At 66.7% G+C, this 12870-nt stretch carries 11 protein-coding genes and 1 riboswitch; of the genes, 2 read left to right on the forward strand and 9 right to left on the reverse strand.

Features of this window, described 5'->3' with window-relative positions:
* Positions 1-131 precede the first annotated feature (131 nt).
* The 7 genes from cobU to ACSYG9_RS03660 form a co-directional block, all read right to left on the reverse strand.
* Positions 132-1475, reverse strand: coding sequence for a bifunctional adenosylcobinamide kinase/adenosylcobinamide-phosphate guanylyltransferase (gene cobU / locus ACSYG9_RS03630; protein ID WP_440125854.1), 1344 nt, complete (start codon positions 1473-1475; stop codon positions 132-134).
* Entirely contained in the window at positions 1475-2275 is an 801-nt protein-coding gene (locus ACSYG9_RS03635; RefSeq protein WP_440125855.1) for an ATP-binding cassette domain-containing protein, read from the reverse strand. Before ACSYG9_RS03635 ends, cobU begins: the two co-directional genes overlap by 1 nt.
* Positions 2272-3234, reverse strand: coding sequence for an iron chelate uptake ABC transporter family permease subunit (locus ACSYG9_RS03640; protein ID WP_440127520.1), 963 nt, complete (start codon positions 3232-3234; stop codon positions 2272-2274). The genes ACSYG9_RS03635 and ACSYG9_RS03640 overlap by 4 nt, the downstream gene beginning before the upstream one ends.
* Positions 3235-3293: 59 nt before the next feature.
* The gene (locus ACSYG9_RS03645; protein ID WP_454841179.1) at positions 3294-4187 is read right to left on the reverse strand and encodes an ABC transporter substrate-binding protein; all 894 of its coding nucleotides are present in this window, start codon (positions 4185-4187) and stop codon (positions 3294-3296) included.
* Positions 4188-4270: 83 nt separating this feature from the next.
* A riboswitch (cobalamin riboswitch) is annotated at positions 4271-4416 on the reverse strand.
* Between the two features lie 12 nt (positions 4417-4428).
* Positions 4429-5652 carry an O-succinylhomoserine sulfhydrylase gene (locus ACSYG9_RS03650; RefSeq protein WP_454841181.1) on the reverse strand — a complete coding sequence of 408 codons (1224 nt, stop codon included), beginning with the start codon at positions 5650-5652 and terminating at the stop codon, positions 4429-4431.
* Complete coding sequence (locus tag ACSYG9_RS03655; protein WP_440125858.1) at positions 5649-6059, reverse strand: rhodanese-like domain-containing protein; 411 nt, start codon at positions 6057-6059, stop codon at positions 5649-5651. The genes ACSYG9_RS03650 and ACSYG9_RS03655 overlap by 4 nt, the downstream gene beginning before the upstream one ends.
* Before the next feature lie 83 nt (positions 6060-6142).
* Complete coding sequence (locus ACSYG9_RS03660) at positions 6143-6586, reverse strand: Rv0361 family membrane protein (RefSeq protein ID WP_440125859.1); 444 nt, start codon at positions 6584-6586, stop codon at positions 6143-6145.
* A gap of 286 nt (positions 6587-6872) precedes the next feature.
* Here ACSYG9_RS03660 and ACSYG9_RS03665 point away from each other — a divergent pair, with 286 nt between their 5' ends.
* The gene (locus tag ACSYG9_RS03665; protein WP_440125860.1) at positions 6873-8267 is read left to right on the forward strand and encodes an FAD-dependent oxidoreductase; all 1395 of its coding nucleotides are present in this window, start codon (positions 6873-6875) and stop codon (positions 8265-8267) included.
* Positions 8268-8336: 69 nt separating this feature from the next.
* On the opposite strand, the gene ACSYG9_RS03670 is transcribed toward ACSYG9_RS03665, so the two are convergent.
* On the reverse strand, positions 8337-8819 hold the full coding sequence (locus ACSYG9_RS03670; RefSeq protein ID WP_440125861.1) for a DUF456 domain-containing protein: 483 nt from the start codon (positions 8817-8819) through the stop codon (positions 8337-8339).
* Positions 8816-10039: a formate-dependent phosphoribosylglycinamide formyltransferase gene (gene purT, locus ACSYG9_RS03675; RefSeq protein WP_440125862.1), complete on the reverse strand. Its 1224-nt coding sequence runs from the start codon at positions 10037-10039 to the stop codon at positions 8816-8818. Before purT ends, ACSYG9_RS03670 begins: the two co-directional genes overlap by 4 nt.
* 88 nt (positions 10040-10127) lie before the next feature.
* Here purT and ACSYG9_RS03680 point away from each other — a divergent pair, with 88 nt between their 5' ends.
* The gene (locus ACSYG9_RS03680) at positions 10128-12848 is read left to right on the forward strand and encodes a vitamin B12-dependent ribonucleotide reductase (RefSeq protein WP_440127521.1); all 2721 of its coding nucleotides are present in this window, start codon (positions 10128-10130) and stop codon (positions 12846-12848) included.
* The last annotated feature ends 22 nt before the right edge of the window (positions 12849-12870 follow it).

Consider the following 12870-nt stretch of genomic DNA (forward strand, 5'->3'; position numbering starts at 1 on the left):
CAGATATGGGTTGGTACGCATCCGAGTCCTCCTCTCCACATTCCGGCCGCTGGCACCGAGGATCCAGTGTGCCACGATTCGAGGCCGGAAACTAGGAAATGTGGCCCACGTCCAATTTGGATGCGTGCGTATCAGCGCAACGGCATGGGGATGCCGGCAACGACCATCGTCACGGAATCCGAGACGGACGCAACCGACGCGTTGAGTCGGCCGAGCAGATCACGGAACAATCGCCCGGAAGCAGTGGCAGGCACCACTCCGCTGCCCACCTCGTTGCTCACCGCAACCACGGGCACACGACACGCTTTCCACGCGTCGAGCAGTTCGTCGATGTCGGCGTCGACCGCCGCGACATCCCCGCCGTTCCACACATCGTGCACGTCGAGTCGCGCGGTCAGCCACGTGCCGAGACAGTCGATCAGCAGCGGCTCGGTGGCCTCACGCAACACCTGCGCGACGTCGACTGTTTCGATGGTTGCCCACGTATCGGGTCGCCGCTCACGATGCAGCGCGACACGGCGTGCCCATTCCTCGTCCCCTTCGCGAGCGCCCCCGGTCGCGACGTACGTCACCGATTCGTATCCTGCGGACAGTTCCTCCGCGTGACGCGACTTACCCGAGCGAACCCCGCCCAGCACGAGAGTGCGGGAACCCGACGATCCTGACGATCCGGATCCCATGCGCAGAACCTCCCCATCGGTTCCCACGCGGGCACCGCAATGCCGTAACCGTTCACGAAGCTGTGCGATCGGCGGGTTGTGATGTCCCAGGTGCACTGCGACGACATCCGTCGAGTCCCCCGCTGCGCCGCATCCGCGCAGAGACTCGACGGTCTCGGCGAATTCGGGCAGGCCCAGGTGCCCGGAAGACAGGTCGGATCGGTCCCCGAAGGTCTCTTCGAGAAACACCGCATCGAACGCGGCGTCACGCACCGCCTCGAACCAGGACTCCGATAGCGGCCCGGTGTCGCAGGCCCACAGGATCCGCGACCCGTCGGGCCCGGTGATGTCGTAGAGCACGGCATCTCCGTCACGGAACACCTTGTGTTGCGCCTCCAGTACCCGCACCGTGTACTCACCGACCTGCAGTTCGTCGCCGGCCTCGACCGGCACGAACCGCACCGGGTCCCCGGGCCCGACCCACGGCAGGCACTCATCGAGGGCGCCAGGTGGGCCGACAACATCGATGACATGCCCCGCGTCCACCCACGACCGGAACAGCAGGGCCTGCGGTCCCAGGTGATCCGGGTGCGCGTGAGTGAGCAGGACGTGGCGCACATCCGCGAGGGTCCGGCCGAATCGCACCGCCGCGCGGGGTGCCTCCGGTCCGCAGTCGAGCATCAGCACACCATCGACCAGTGCTGCCGTCTGCCCGCGAACCTCGTTCCTGCGTGCCGCATCCCCACACGAATCGCATCGGCAGAAGGGGTTGGGCCACCCGTCCGCAGCACCGGTGCCCAGCAGCAATACCTCCATCACAGCTCCTGTGGTTCGACGGGTTCGGGCCGGTCACGCAAGGGCAGCACCGCGCGACCCGCGGGGCGGTCGAGCACCTCGACGCGGGCACCGTAGATCTCGGCGATGCGCTCGACGGTGAGCACTTCGGCGGATAGTCCGTCAGCGACGATCCGACCCCGGTCCAGCAGCACCAACCGCTCGCCGTACTGACTCGCCGACGTCAGGTCGTGCATCGCCGCGATCACCGTGAGCTCACCTTCGCGGCGCATCGAGTCGACGAGGTCGAGCACCTGCTGTTGATGTCCGATGTCCAACGCGCTGGTGGGCTCGTCGAGCAGCAGCACCTGCGGTTGCTGCGCAAGCGCCCGGGCCAGCACGACCCGCTGCAGTTCACCACCCGACAGCGCGGTCGCGAGCCGCGACGCGAAGTTCTCGAGTTCGAGCCTCGCGATGACCCGTTCGACGATCTCGCGGTCGCGCGGTTGTTCACTTCCGAAGCGCGGAACATGAGGGGTGCGGCCGAGGTGGATCAGCTCACGCACGGTGACGCCCTCGGGAACGATCGGTCGTTGCGGCATCAACGCGACCGCACGCGCGATGGCGCGACGACCCGAGTGCCGAGGTGTCACCCCCGCGATCTCGACATCGCCGGCCACGGGCACCAGCCCGGCGAGCGCGTGCAGCAGCGTGGTCTTGCCCGACCCGTTGGGCCCGACCAGCGACACCCACTCCCCCGCGCCGACGACGAGATCGACGTCGTGCAGCACCTGCACGCCGCCGCGCTCCGCGCACAGACTTCGGCAGGTCACGCCGTTCATGCCACACCCCGGCTCCGCCGCAGCACGACGAGGAAGAACGGCGCACCGATCGCCGCGGTCACGACGCCGATCGGCAGTTCGGCCGGGGACATCACCGTGCGGGCCAGGACGTCGGCGAGTACGAGGAACGCTGCGCCGACCATCAGCGACAGCGGCAACAGCATGCGGTGCCCCGGACCGATCAGCAACCGGACGGCGTGGGGAATGACGATGCCGACGAACCCGATCAGGCCGCTGGCAGAGACGACGGCGGCCGTGCCGAGCGTCGCGATACACACGAGGATCAGCCGGACCCTGGCCGGGTTGATGCCGAGGCTCGAGGCTTCGACGTCCCCGACCGACATGACGTCGAGAGTGCGCCTGTGCAGCATGATCACGACGACCGAGACGATCACGTACGGCAGCACGGTCCGTACATCGGACCAGCCGTCGGTGGCAAGACGTCCGAGCATCCACGAATAGACCTGGCGCAGCGTGTCGTCGTGGAGCTGCATGAAGAACGTCTGGATGGCGTTGGCGAATGCCGCGACCGCGACACCGGCGAGGATGATGATCACCTCGGTGCGACTGCCACCGACGGTGCGCCCCAGGGCGTAGGTGGCTCCGACGGCGAGCATCCCGCCTGCGAACGCGGCCACGGGCACCCCGGCGAATCCGGCTGCGCCCCCCACGACGATTGCGAGTGTCGCGCCGAGGCCCGCACCGCTCGACACACCGAGCAGGTACGGGTCGGCGAGCGGGTTACGGAAAACGCCCTGGTAGGCGGCTCCGGCGATCGCGAGCATCGCGCCGACGATCACGCCGAGCACCACCCGAGGCATGCGAATGTTCCACAGGATCGCCTGCTGTCGGGTGCTCAGGCCCGAGTCGACGTCGACGAACGGGATCTTGTCGAGCACATCGAGCAGGACGCCTTGGGGGGTGAGCCCGGCCGGACCGACGAGGATCCCGACGAGCATCGCCGCAACGAGTGCGACCACCGCGCCACCCAATACGACTGCGCGGCGACGCGATGTGATCACGGTGCAGGCTGGCCTGCGGGGACGGCGGCGACGATCGCGGCGAGTTCACGCACGAGGTCGACGACGCGTGGACCCCACCGGCTCGCGATGTCCTCGTCGAGGACATGGACCTGTCCGTCGCGGACTGCGGTGAGTTCTGCCCAGCCGGCCCGTTCAGCGACCGTCTCGGGTGTCACACCGCAGCACTGCGAGTCGGCGAGGAAGATCAGATCGGGGTTCTGCTCGACGATGAACTCGGACGACAGCTGCGGGTATCCGTCGCCGCCGGTCGCGATGGAGGTCAGTCCCAGCAGCGAGTAGATCTCGCCGATGTAGGTGTCGTCGGTGACGCTGTAGTACGTGTTGTCGAGTTCGTGGTAGTACCGCAGAGGTGTCTCACGCTCGGGCACGGAGGCGACGAGTTCGCTGATCTCGGTCTGCATCTGCGCGACGAGTTCCGCGGCGTCCCCCACATGGCCTGTTGCAGCACCCACCTGTTCGAGCTGGTCGTAGGTGTCGTCGAGGCTGACCGCAGCGGGAAGGAGCAGCACGTCGACGCCGGCGTTCCCGAGTCCGGCGACGAGGTCGCCGTTGTCGTCGGTGGCGACGACGAGATCGGGGTCGTAGCCCAAGATGGCCTCGACGTTGGGGTTGTAGCCGGACAGATCGGTAACCGGCACGCCCTCTGGGTAATCGGACTGGTCGTCGACGGCGACCACCTGGTCGCCCGCACCGACCGCGTAGAGCATCTCGGTGGTGGTCGGACTCAGCGACACGATGGCCTGCGGAGTTCCGGATTCAGCAGGTGGAGCACTGTCGGACGCGGCATCGTCACCGCTGCCGCAACCGGCGATCACCAGTGCGAGGGCAGCGACACCGGCGGTGAGAAACCTGCGGGAAGTGAGGGACACAACCATCCTCCGTGGCTCGGAGGACGAAAACAGCACGGCTGCAACGAGAAGTTGCGGCACGACACCGTCCTTCGTCCGAGGACCAGTACGTGCCCGCGGCGCCGGCTGACCTGACTCACCGGTCGAATACCGGTCTCACAGTTGCGGGACAGCGCCGGATTCTCACCGGCTTCACCGAAACGCTGCGGGTGCCCTGCCCGATTGGCAGAGCACCCGCAGCGTATCCCACAGCGTTTCGGGATCAGGCGAGCGCCTGCTCCAGGTCTTCGAGCAGATCTTCGGGATCTTCGAGCCCCACCGACAAGCGCACGACGCCGTCGGACAGGCCGATCGCGGCGCGTCCTTCGGGGCCCATCGCCCGGTGGGTCGTGGTCGCGGGGTGGGTGATGAGCGACTTGGAGTCGCCGAGGTTGTTGGAGATGTCGACGACGCGCAGCTTGTTCAGCAGCTCGAACGCCCGTTTCTTGCCCTCCCCCTCAGCGGCGGCGAGTTCGAAGGTGAGGATGGTCCCGCCCCCGCTCATCTGGGACCTCGCCAGCTCGTACTGCGGATGCGATTCGAGGAACGGGTACTTGATCCAGCTCACCTCGGAATGCGACTCCAGGAACTTGCCGATGCGCAAAGTGGAATCGACCGCGGCACGCAACCGGACGGGCATCGTCTCGAGACCCTTGAGCAGGGTCCACGCGTTGAACGGGCTCAGCGACGGGCCTGTGTGGCGGATGAGGTTCTTGACCGGGCCGTCGATGTAGTCCTGGGGCCCGAGGATCGCTCCGCCGAGCACCCGGCCCTGCCCGTCGATGTGCTTGGTACCCGAGTACACGACGATGTCGGCGCCGAGATCGAGACTGCGCTGCAGCAACGGGGTGGCGAAGACGTTGTCCAGCAACACCTTTGCACCTGCCGCGTGGGCCATCTCGGACACCTTGCGGACGTCGACGAGGGTCTGCATCGGGTTCGACGGGGTCTCGAAGAACACGGCTGTGGTGGGCACCGACAGCGCCTTCTCCCACTGGTCGAGGTCTTCACCGTCGACGAACACCGTCTCCACCCCCCACCTGGGCAGAATCTCGTTGCACACCACGAAGCATGATCCGAAGAGGCTGCGTGCTGCGACCAGTCGATCACCCTTGCCGAGCAGCGCGGCAAGCGCCGTGAACACCGCCGACATGCCCGATGCCGTGGAGTAGCAGGCTTCGGCACCGTCGAGCAGGCGCAGCCGCTCCTCGAACATCGTCACCGTCGGGTTGCCGTACCGGGAGTACACGAAGTGGTCGACCTCGCCGGTGAATGCCTGTTCGGCGGCTTCCGCTGATTCGTAGACGAACCCGGAGTTGAGGTAGAGCGCCTCGGACGTTTCCTCGAAGCCGGATCGCAGCACGCCACCGCGCACGCCGAGCGTGGCGGGACGCACGGAATCGGGCAGCGCCTTGCTGAACGCACCGCCCTGGGGAATTGCACTCACGACTGCCTCCACGGCAGGCCCGCGGCCCGCCAGCCCTGTCCGCCGCGATGCTTGTCGGCATCGAGCGGCCCTTCGAATCCTTCGAGAACGTTGTACGCAGGGGCCAGGCCCGCGGCCGTCGCAGCTTCGGCGGCGCCGATCGAACGCTGACCCGAACGACACAGGAAGATCACCGGACCACCGCTGATCCCAGCGTCCTTCAACTCGTCGACGAAGCGCTCGTTGGGGGCCCCGGCCGGATACGACACCCATTCCACGAACAACGTGCGGCGCCCGATCGATGCGGTGTCGGGCACACCCACGTATTTCCATTCGGCGTCGGTGCGCACATCGACGAGCACGGCATCCTGATTTTCCTGCAGCAGCTCCCAGGCGTGCTGCGGCGTGATATCACCTGCGTAGCTCACGGGAATACCTTTTCACAGGTCAGACCCGAGCGATTACGCGGGATAGTGGGCGGTCCACGACCCGCAGGATCGCACCGGGTCGATCAGGCAGTGCAGACGCGCCAGACGTCGTCGACGAGAGTCAAGTGCCACGTCTCGGTTGTCGACTCCCCGTCGATCGCGGTGGTGACGTCGACGGTGGCCTTGTCGCCGTCGATGACCACGTTGTCGCTGCGCTGCAGGTCGATGTCGCCATCGGCCCCAGCGAGCGGCCCCTCACCGCGGCTCAGTTCGCCGCAGCGGAGAATGACGAGGACGTCCTCGTCATCTGCGTTGAGGGCCTTGACGTAGTCGCTGGTCGTGCGTGTGATCCGTTCGTTGTCGTCGAGGTTCTCGCCCTCGGGCGAGAGGATCTGCGTGACGACGAGCACCAGCGCGAGGACGGCGATCACGAGCACGGCCCCGATGAACGGCCAGGGCGTGCTGCGAGTGGGCCCGTCCGGGTCGAGACCGTCGGGGTCGGGTTCGGGATCACGCCGTTGTGCCATGCGGATCATCCTATCGTCGGCAGATCCGCGCCGGTCGGCCGCATTTGCGCCAATAAACCCTAGTGAGGTAGGAATTGACCATGGCCACCACTCCGCTCGTTCGACGCCTCGCCGTCGACCTGTGCCGCGTGAGTGCCCACATGTGTTGTCGCTGAAGCGATTCTCCCGACGTTTCCCGGAGTTCTCATCCACCGTCATCCCGCGCGACCTGCGCGCGCCCACTGAGGGCAGCCTTAATTTAAGCTGGATATGTCCGTCCGCACATCGAAGAGGTAGTTGATCCCCTGTGACTGATCAGAGCCGTCCCCTTCGCGTCGCGATCGTCGGTGCCGGCCCCGCCGGTATCTACGCCGCCGATGCACTCATGAAGTCCGACACTGCGCAGGATCCCGGGGTGAGCATCGACCTGTTCGAACGCATGCCGGCCCCGTTCGGCCTCATCCGCTACGGCGTTGCGCCCGACCATCCGCGCATCAAGGGCATCATCACCGCACTGCACAAGGTGCTCGACAAGCCGAACGTGCGACTGCTCGGCAATCTCGACTACGGCGTCGACATCACGCTCGACGACCTCTACCGCTTCTACGACGCGGTGATCTTCTCGACCGGCGCCAACGCCGACCGGGAACTGAAGATCCCCGGCATCGATCTCGACGGCAGCTACGGCGCCGCAGACTTCGTGTCCTGGTACGACGGCCATCCCGATGTTCCGCGCGCCTGGCCGCTCGAGGCCGAGAAGGTCGCAGTCCTCGGCGTCGGCAACGTTGCGCTCGACATCGCGCGCGTGCTCGCCAAGACCGGCGACGAACTGCTGCCCACCGAGATTCCGCCGAACGTCTACGAGGGCCTGAAGAACAACAAGGCCGTCGAGGTCCACGTCTTCGGGCGTCGCGGACCGGCCCAGGCCAAGTTCACCCCGCTCGAGCTGCGCGAACTCGACCACTCGCCGACCATCGAGGTCATCGTCGACCCCGAGGACATCGACTACGACGCAGGCTCCGAGGCGGCGCGCCGCAATTCCAAGCAGGTCGACATGGTCGCCAACACCCTGCAGGACTGGGCCATCCGCGACGCAGGCGATCGCCCGCACAAGCTGTTCCTGCACTTCTTCGAGTCGCCCGCCGAGGTTCTCGGCGAGGACGGCAAGGTCGTCGGCCTCCGCACCGAGCGCACCGAACTCGACGGCACCGGCAACGTGCGCGGCACCGGCAAGACCCGCGACTGGGACGTGCAGGCCGTGTACCGCGCAGTGGGTTACCTGTCTCAGAACATCGCGAACCTGCCGTTCGACGACCAGGCAGGCACCGTCCCCAACGAGGCCGGACGCGTGCTCGCCGACGACACCGTCGACGGTCCCGACCGGTTCATGCCGCGCACGTACGTCACCGGCTGGATCAAGCGCGGCCCGGTTGGCCTGATCGGCCACACCAAGGGCGACGCCAACGAAACCGTCGCGAACCTCCTCGAGGATCGCGCGGCGGGCCGCCTCTCCGCTCCTGAACTTCCGGGCGAGGACGACGTCGTGAAGTTCCTCGAAGAGAAGAACCTGCCCTACACCACGTGGCAGGGCTGGTACCGCCTCGATGCGCACGAGCGCAGCCTCGGTGAGGCGGAAGGCCGCGAGCGCGTCAAGGTCGTCGAGCGCGATGACATGTTCCGCGCCTCGGAACCCCACAAGTAGACGCTGCGCACTACCGCGTCTCCGGCCGGATGCCACATCTACTGATGCGGCATCCGGCCGGTCTCGTTCTCAGGCGAACAACACCGCACCCAGCCACGCGCCTGCAGCTACGAGCCCACCGAGCAGTTCGACGAGCATCGACAAGCCGACCGCCTTCGTCGCTTCCACCGTCGAGCGCCACGCGTCCTTGTGCGTCCGATGCCGCTGTGCCTCCGACGCGTACATGCCGAGCAGGAACCCGAGGAACAGGCCGATCACCGGGATCACGAAGAAACCGACGATGCCGACCACCCCGCCGATGATCAGCGACCGCGTGGGCACCCCCGACTGCTGAAGTCGCTTACCCGGCCAGGTGTATTTGACGACCCCGGTGACCAGCAGCGCGACCGTTGCCACCGCGAATACAGCCCAGGCCACGGTGCCGCCGGTCATGAACGCCCATACCGCGATCGCCGCAAAGATCAGCAGCACACCCGGCAGGATCGGCACGACGATCCCGACGAGCCCGACGAGGATCGCGAGACCGACGAGAAGCTCGCCCCCTGCGCTCACGGCGCGACCGGGCGAACGAGCGATGCGGCATGCGTCGCGCGTTCGCGGGCGCTGTCGACGTCCGGGCCGGTAGAGACGGCCACTCCCATCCTGCGACGCGGGAACGATTCGGGCTTACCGAACAGGCGCACATCCGTCTCCGGTGTACGCAGTGCCTCGACGAGTCCGTCGAATGCGATACCGGTCGCGTCGAGTCCGCCGTAGATCACCGCGGAGGCACCCGGACGCAACTGCTCCACGTCCACCGGCAGCCCGAGGATCGCGCGGGCGTGCAGTTCGAACTCGGAGTAGCGCTGGCTGCCCATGGTCACGAGGCCGGTGTCGTGGGGGCGGGGACTCACCTCGGAGAAGTAGACATCGTCGCCCTTGACGAACAATTCGACGCCGAACACCCCGCGGCCCCCGAGCGCTGTCGTCACGGCCGCCGCGACCTCCCGCGACCGGAACAGCGCGGCGTCGCTCATCGGCTGCGGCTGCCACGATTCGACGTAGTCGCCGTCGCGCTGCAGGTGGCCGATCGGTTCGCAGAAGTAGGTCTCGACCTCACCCGATTCGCCGACGGCGCGCACGGTGAGCTGTGTGATCTCGTAGTCGAAGTCGACGAACCCTTCGACGATGACGGTGCCGTAGTTGATGCGTCCCCCGGCCAGAGCGTATTCCCACGCGGCGTCCAGGTCGTCGGCCGAACGCACCGTCGACTGGCCTTTACCGGACGACGACATGACGGGTTTGATCACGCAGGGGAAGCCGATGGTCTCGGTAGCTGCTCGGATCTCGTCGAGGGAGTCCGCGAACCGGTACGGCGACGTCGGCAGGCCCAGTTCCTCTGCGGCGAGCCTGCGGATGCCTTCCCGGTTCATCGTCAGCTGTGTGGCCCGCGCGGTGGGGATCACCTCGGCGAGGCCGCGTTCTTCGACGGTGGCGAGCGCGTCGGTGGCGATGGCTTCGATCTCCGGGACCACGAGGTGGGGTCGTTCGGCCTCGATGACGGCGAGGACTGCGTCGGGGTCGCCCATGTCGATGACGTGGGCGCGGTGCGCGACCTGGTGGCCGGGGGCGTCAGCGTAGCGATCCACTGCGATGACCTCGACACCGAGTCGCTGCAATGCGATGGTCACCTCCTTGCCGAGCTCGCCCGACCCGAGCAGCAGGACACGGGTGGCGCCCGGCGACAGCGGAGTGCCGAGACGTGGAGATATTCGGGGACGCGGTGGGACCATGGTGGGACTATATGTGGCAACCGTCGCCGCGCCCGGAAGGAAAGCGATGAGCAGTGCACCACAGTCGAGCAGCACAGGGCGGCGCACCATGATTGCGCGTCCCGATCACGCTCGCGACGATGCCCACCGCGCTCGCGCTGATGTCCACCGGTTCACGACACCCGGGGTCGATCCCGCCGACGAGGTGACCTGGCAGCGCCGCGACGCCCGCATCGTCCACCACGGCACCGGTGAGGTCGTCTTCGAGCAACCGGGCGTCGAGTTCCCGGAATTCTGGTCGCAGAACGCCACGGATATCGTCACGCAGAAGTACTTCCGCGGGCAGCTCGGCACCGCCACGCGCGAACATTCGCTGCGTGATGTGGTCGCGCGCATCGTCGACACGATCACCGCGTGGGGCACCTCCGACGGTCACCTCGACGACCCGACCGCGTTCGCCGCCGAGCTCACACACCTGCTCCTGCATCAGAAGGCGTCGTTCAACAGCCCGGTGTGGTTCAACATCGGCGTGCCCGACACTCCTCAGCAGGCCAGCGCTTGTTTCATCCTGTCCGTCGACGACAGCATCGACTCGATCCTCGAGTGGTACCGGCAAGAAGCAGTGATCTTCAAAGGTGGCTCCGGGGCCGGCGTGAACCTCTCACGCATCCGATCGTCCGTCGAGCATCTCGGAGGAGGTGGCACGGCGTCGGGTCCGGTCAGCTTCATGCGCGGGGCCGACGCATCAGCGGGGACCATCAAGTCGGGTGGCAAGACCCGCCGCGCCGCGAAGATGGTGATCCTCGACGTCGCGCATCCCGACATCGAGGAGTTCGTCGACTGCAAGGCGATCGAGGAACGCAAGGCGCGAGTGCTCGCGGGCGCCGGGTTCGACATGGGGCTGAGTGGTTCCGACATCCATTCGGTGCAGTATCAGAATGCGAACAATTCGGTGCGGGTCACCGACGAATTCATGCAGGCCGTCGTCGACGACGCGCAGTGGCCGTTGCGCGCGGTGACGACCGGCGAGTCCGTCCGCACGGTCCGAGCGCGAGACCTCCTGCAGCGCATCGCTGCTGCCGCGTGGGAGTGCGCCGACCCGGGCATGCAGTACGACACCACGATCAACCGTTGGCACACCGCTGCGTCGACCGGCCGGATCAACGGCTCCAACCCGTGCTCGGAATACATGCACCTCGACGACTCCGCATGCAACCTGTCGAGCCTGAATCTGCTGACCTTCCTGCGGGAAGACGGCGTGTTCGACGTTGACGGTTTCCGTCATGCCGTCGCGGTGATGCTCACCGCGCAGGAGATTCTCGTCGGTCGCGCCGACTACCCCACCGAGAAAATCGGTGAGACGTCCCGCCGGTTCCGGCAACTCGGACTCGGATACGCGAATCTCGGTGCGCTGCTGATGGCGTCGGGTCTTCCGTACGACAGCGACGCCGGTCGGGCATATGCCGCCGCGATCACCGCGTTGATGACGGGGCACGCCTATGCGGTGTCGGCTCGTCTCGCGGAGCGAATGGGGCCGTTCGATGGGTACGACGAGAACCGCGACTCGATGCTCGGCGTGCTCGCACGGCACCGCGGTGCGGTCGACGACATCGATGCCGCACTCGCCCCTCCGGCCGTGCTGGCCGCGGCCCGCCAGGCGTGGGATCGTGCGGTCACCGACGGCACCGAGCACGGCGTGCGGAACAGCCAGGTCACCGTGCTCGCTCCCACCGGCACGATCGGCCTGGCGATGGACTGTGACACCACCGGAATCGAGCCCGACCTGGCCCTGGTCAAGACGAAGAAACTCGTGGGCGGGGGCAGTTTGTCGATCGTCAATCGCAGTGTGCCACGAGCACTGGCGCGACTCGGATACGGTCCGGCCGAGGTCGCCGATATCGTCGCTCATCTGGATCGGGAGCACACCCTCGCGGGCGCTCCGCATGTACGCACCGAGCATCATCCGGTGTTCGCAACATCGATGGGCAGCAATGCCATTGCGCCGCGCGGACATGTGACGATGATGGCTGCAGTACAGCCCTTCCTGTCGGGTGCGATCTCGAAAACCGTGAATCTTCCGGAGTCCGCCACCGTAGACGACATCGCCGACCTGTACCTCGATGCGTGGCGGCTGGGGCTCAAGGCGCTCGCCGTCTATCGCGACAACTGCAAACTCGGGCAGCCACTGTCGACGTCGATACCGTCGTCTCCGGCAATTGCTCCGGTTGCGACTGCTCGTCGCGAGCGTCTGCCGCGCACCCGCAATTCGCGCACGTTCGAGTTCCGGGTTGCCGACTGCAAGGGTTTTGTCACGATCGGCGAATACGACGACGGGCGTCCCGGCGAGATGTTCCTCCGCGTGTCGAAGCAGGGCTCCACCCTCGCAGGCATCATGGACGCGTTCTCCATGGCGGTCAGTTACGGCCTGCAATACGGGGTTCCGCTGCGCACATTCGTGCGGGCGTTCACCAGTACACGATTCGAACCGGCGGGCATCACCGACGATCCGGATCTGCGGATCGCGTCGTCGATACTCGACTACATCTTCCGCAGGCTTGCGGTGGATTATCTCGACACCGAGGAGCGGATGGAACTCGGTGTGCGTACCGGTGGTGAACGCGCCGCACACGACGGACTCGCACCCGAGCTGCAGGCCTCGGAGGAGGCACACGTCACCGCCGACACCCGCGAGGGGCACGTTGCGTCGGGTCCTGCGCGGTCCGGCTCCGGTTCGGATGCGCCGTACTGTATGCAGTGCGGCGTACAGATGCAGCGGTCGGGATCGTGTCACGCCTGCCCGTCGTGTGGGAACACCAGTGGCTGCAGCTGATCGGCGCTCGTATCGCATACTG

Source organism: Rhodococcus sp. SJ-2 (assembly GCF_053750035.1).

Coding starts and splice junctions, on each gene's coding strand:
- cobU (WP_440125854.1), bottom strand. CDS start 1,475: ATGGAGGTATTGCTGCTGGGCACCGGTGCTGCGGACGGGTGGCCCAAC.
- ACSYG9_RS03635 (WP_440125855.1), bottom strand. CDS start 2,275: ATGAACGGCGTGACCTGCCGAAGTCTGTGCGCGGAGCGCGGCGGCGTG.
- ACSYG9_RS03640 (WP_440127520.1), bottom strand. CDS start 3,234: ATGCTCGTCGGGATCCTCGTCGGTCCGGCCGGGCTCACCCCCCAAGGC.
- ACSYG9_RS03660 (WP_440125859.1), bottom strand. CDS start 6,586: ATGGCACAACGGCGTGATCCCGAACCCGACCCCGACGGTCTCGACCCG.
- purT (WP_440125862.1), bottom strand. CDS start 10,039: ATGGTCCCACCGCGTCCCCGAATATCTCCACGTCTCGGCACTCCGCTG.
- ACSYG9_RS03680 (WP_440127521.1), top strand. CDS start 10,128: ATGATTGCGCGTCCCGATCACGCTCGCGACGATGCCCACCGCGCTCGC.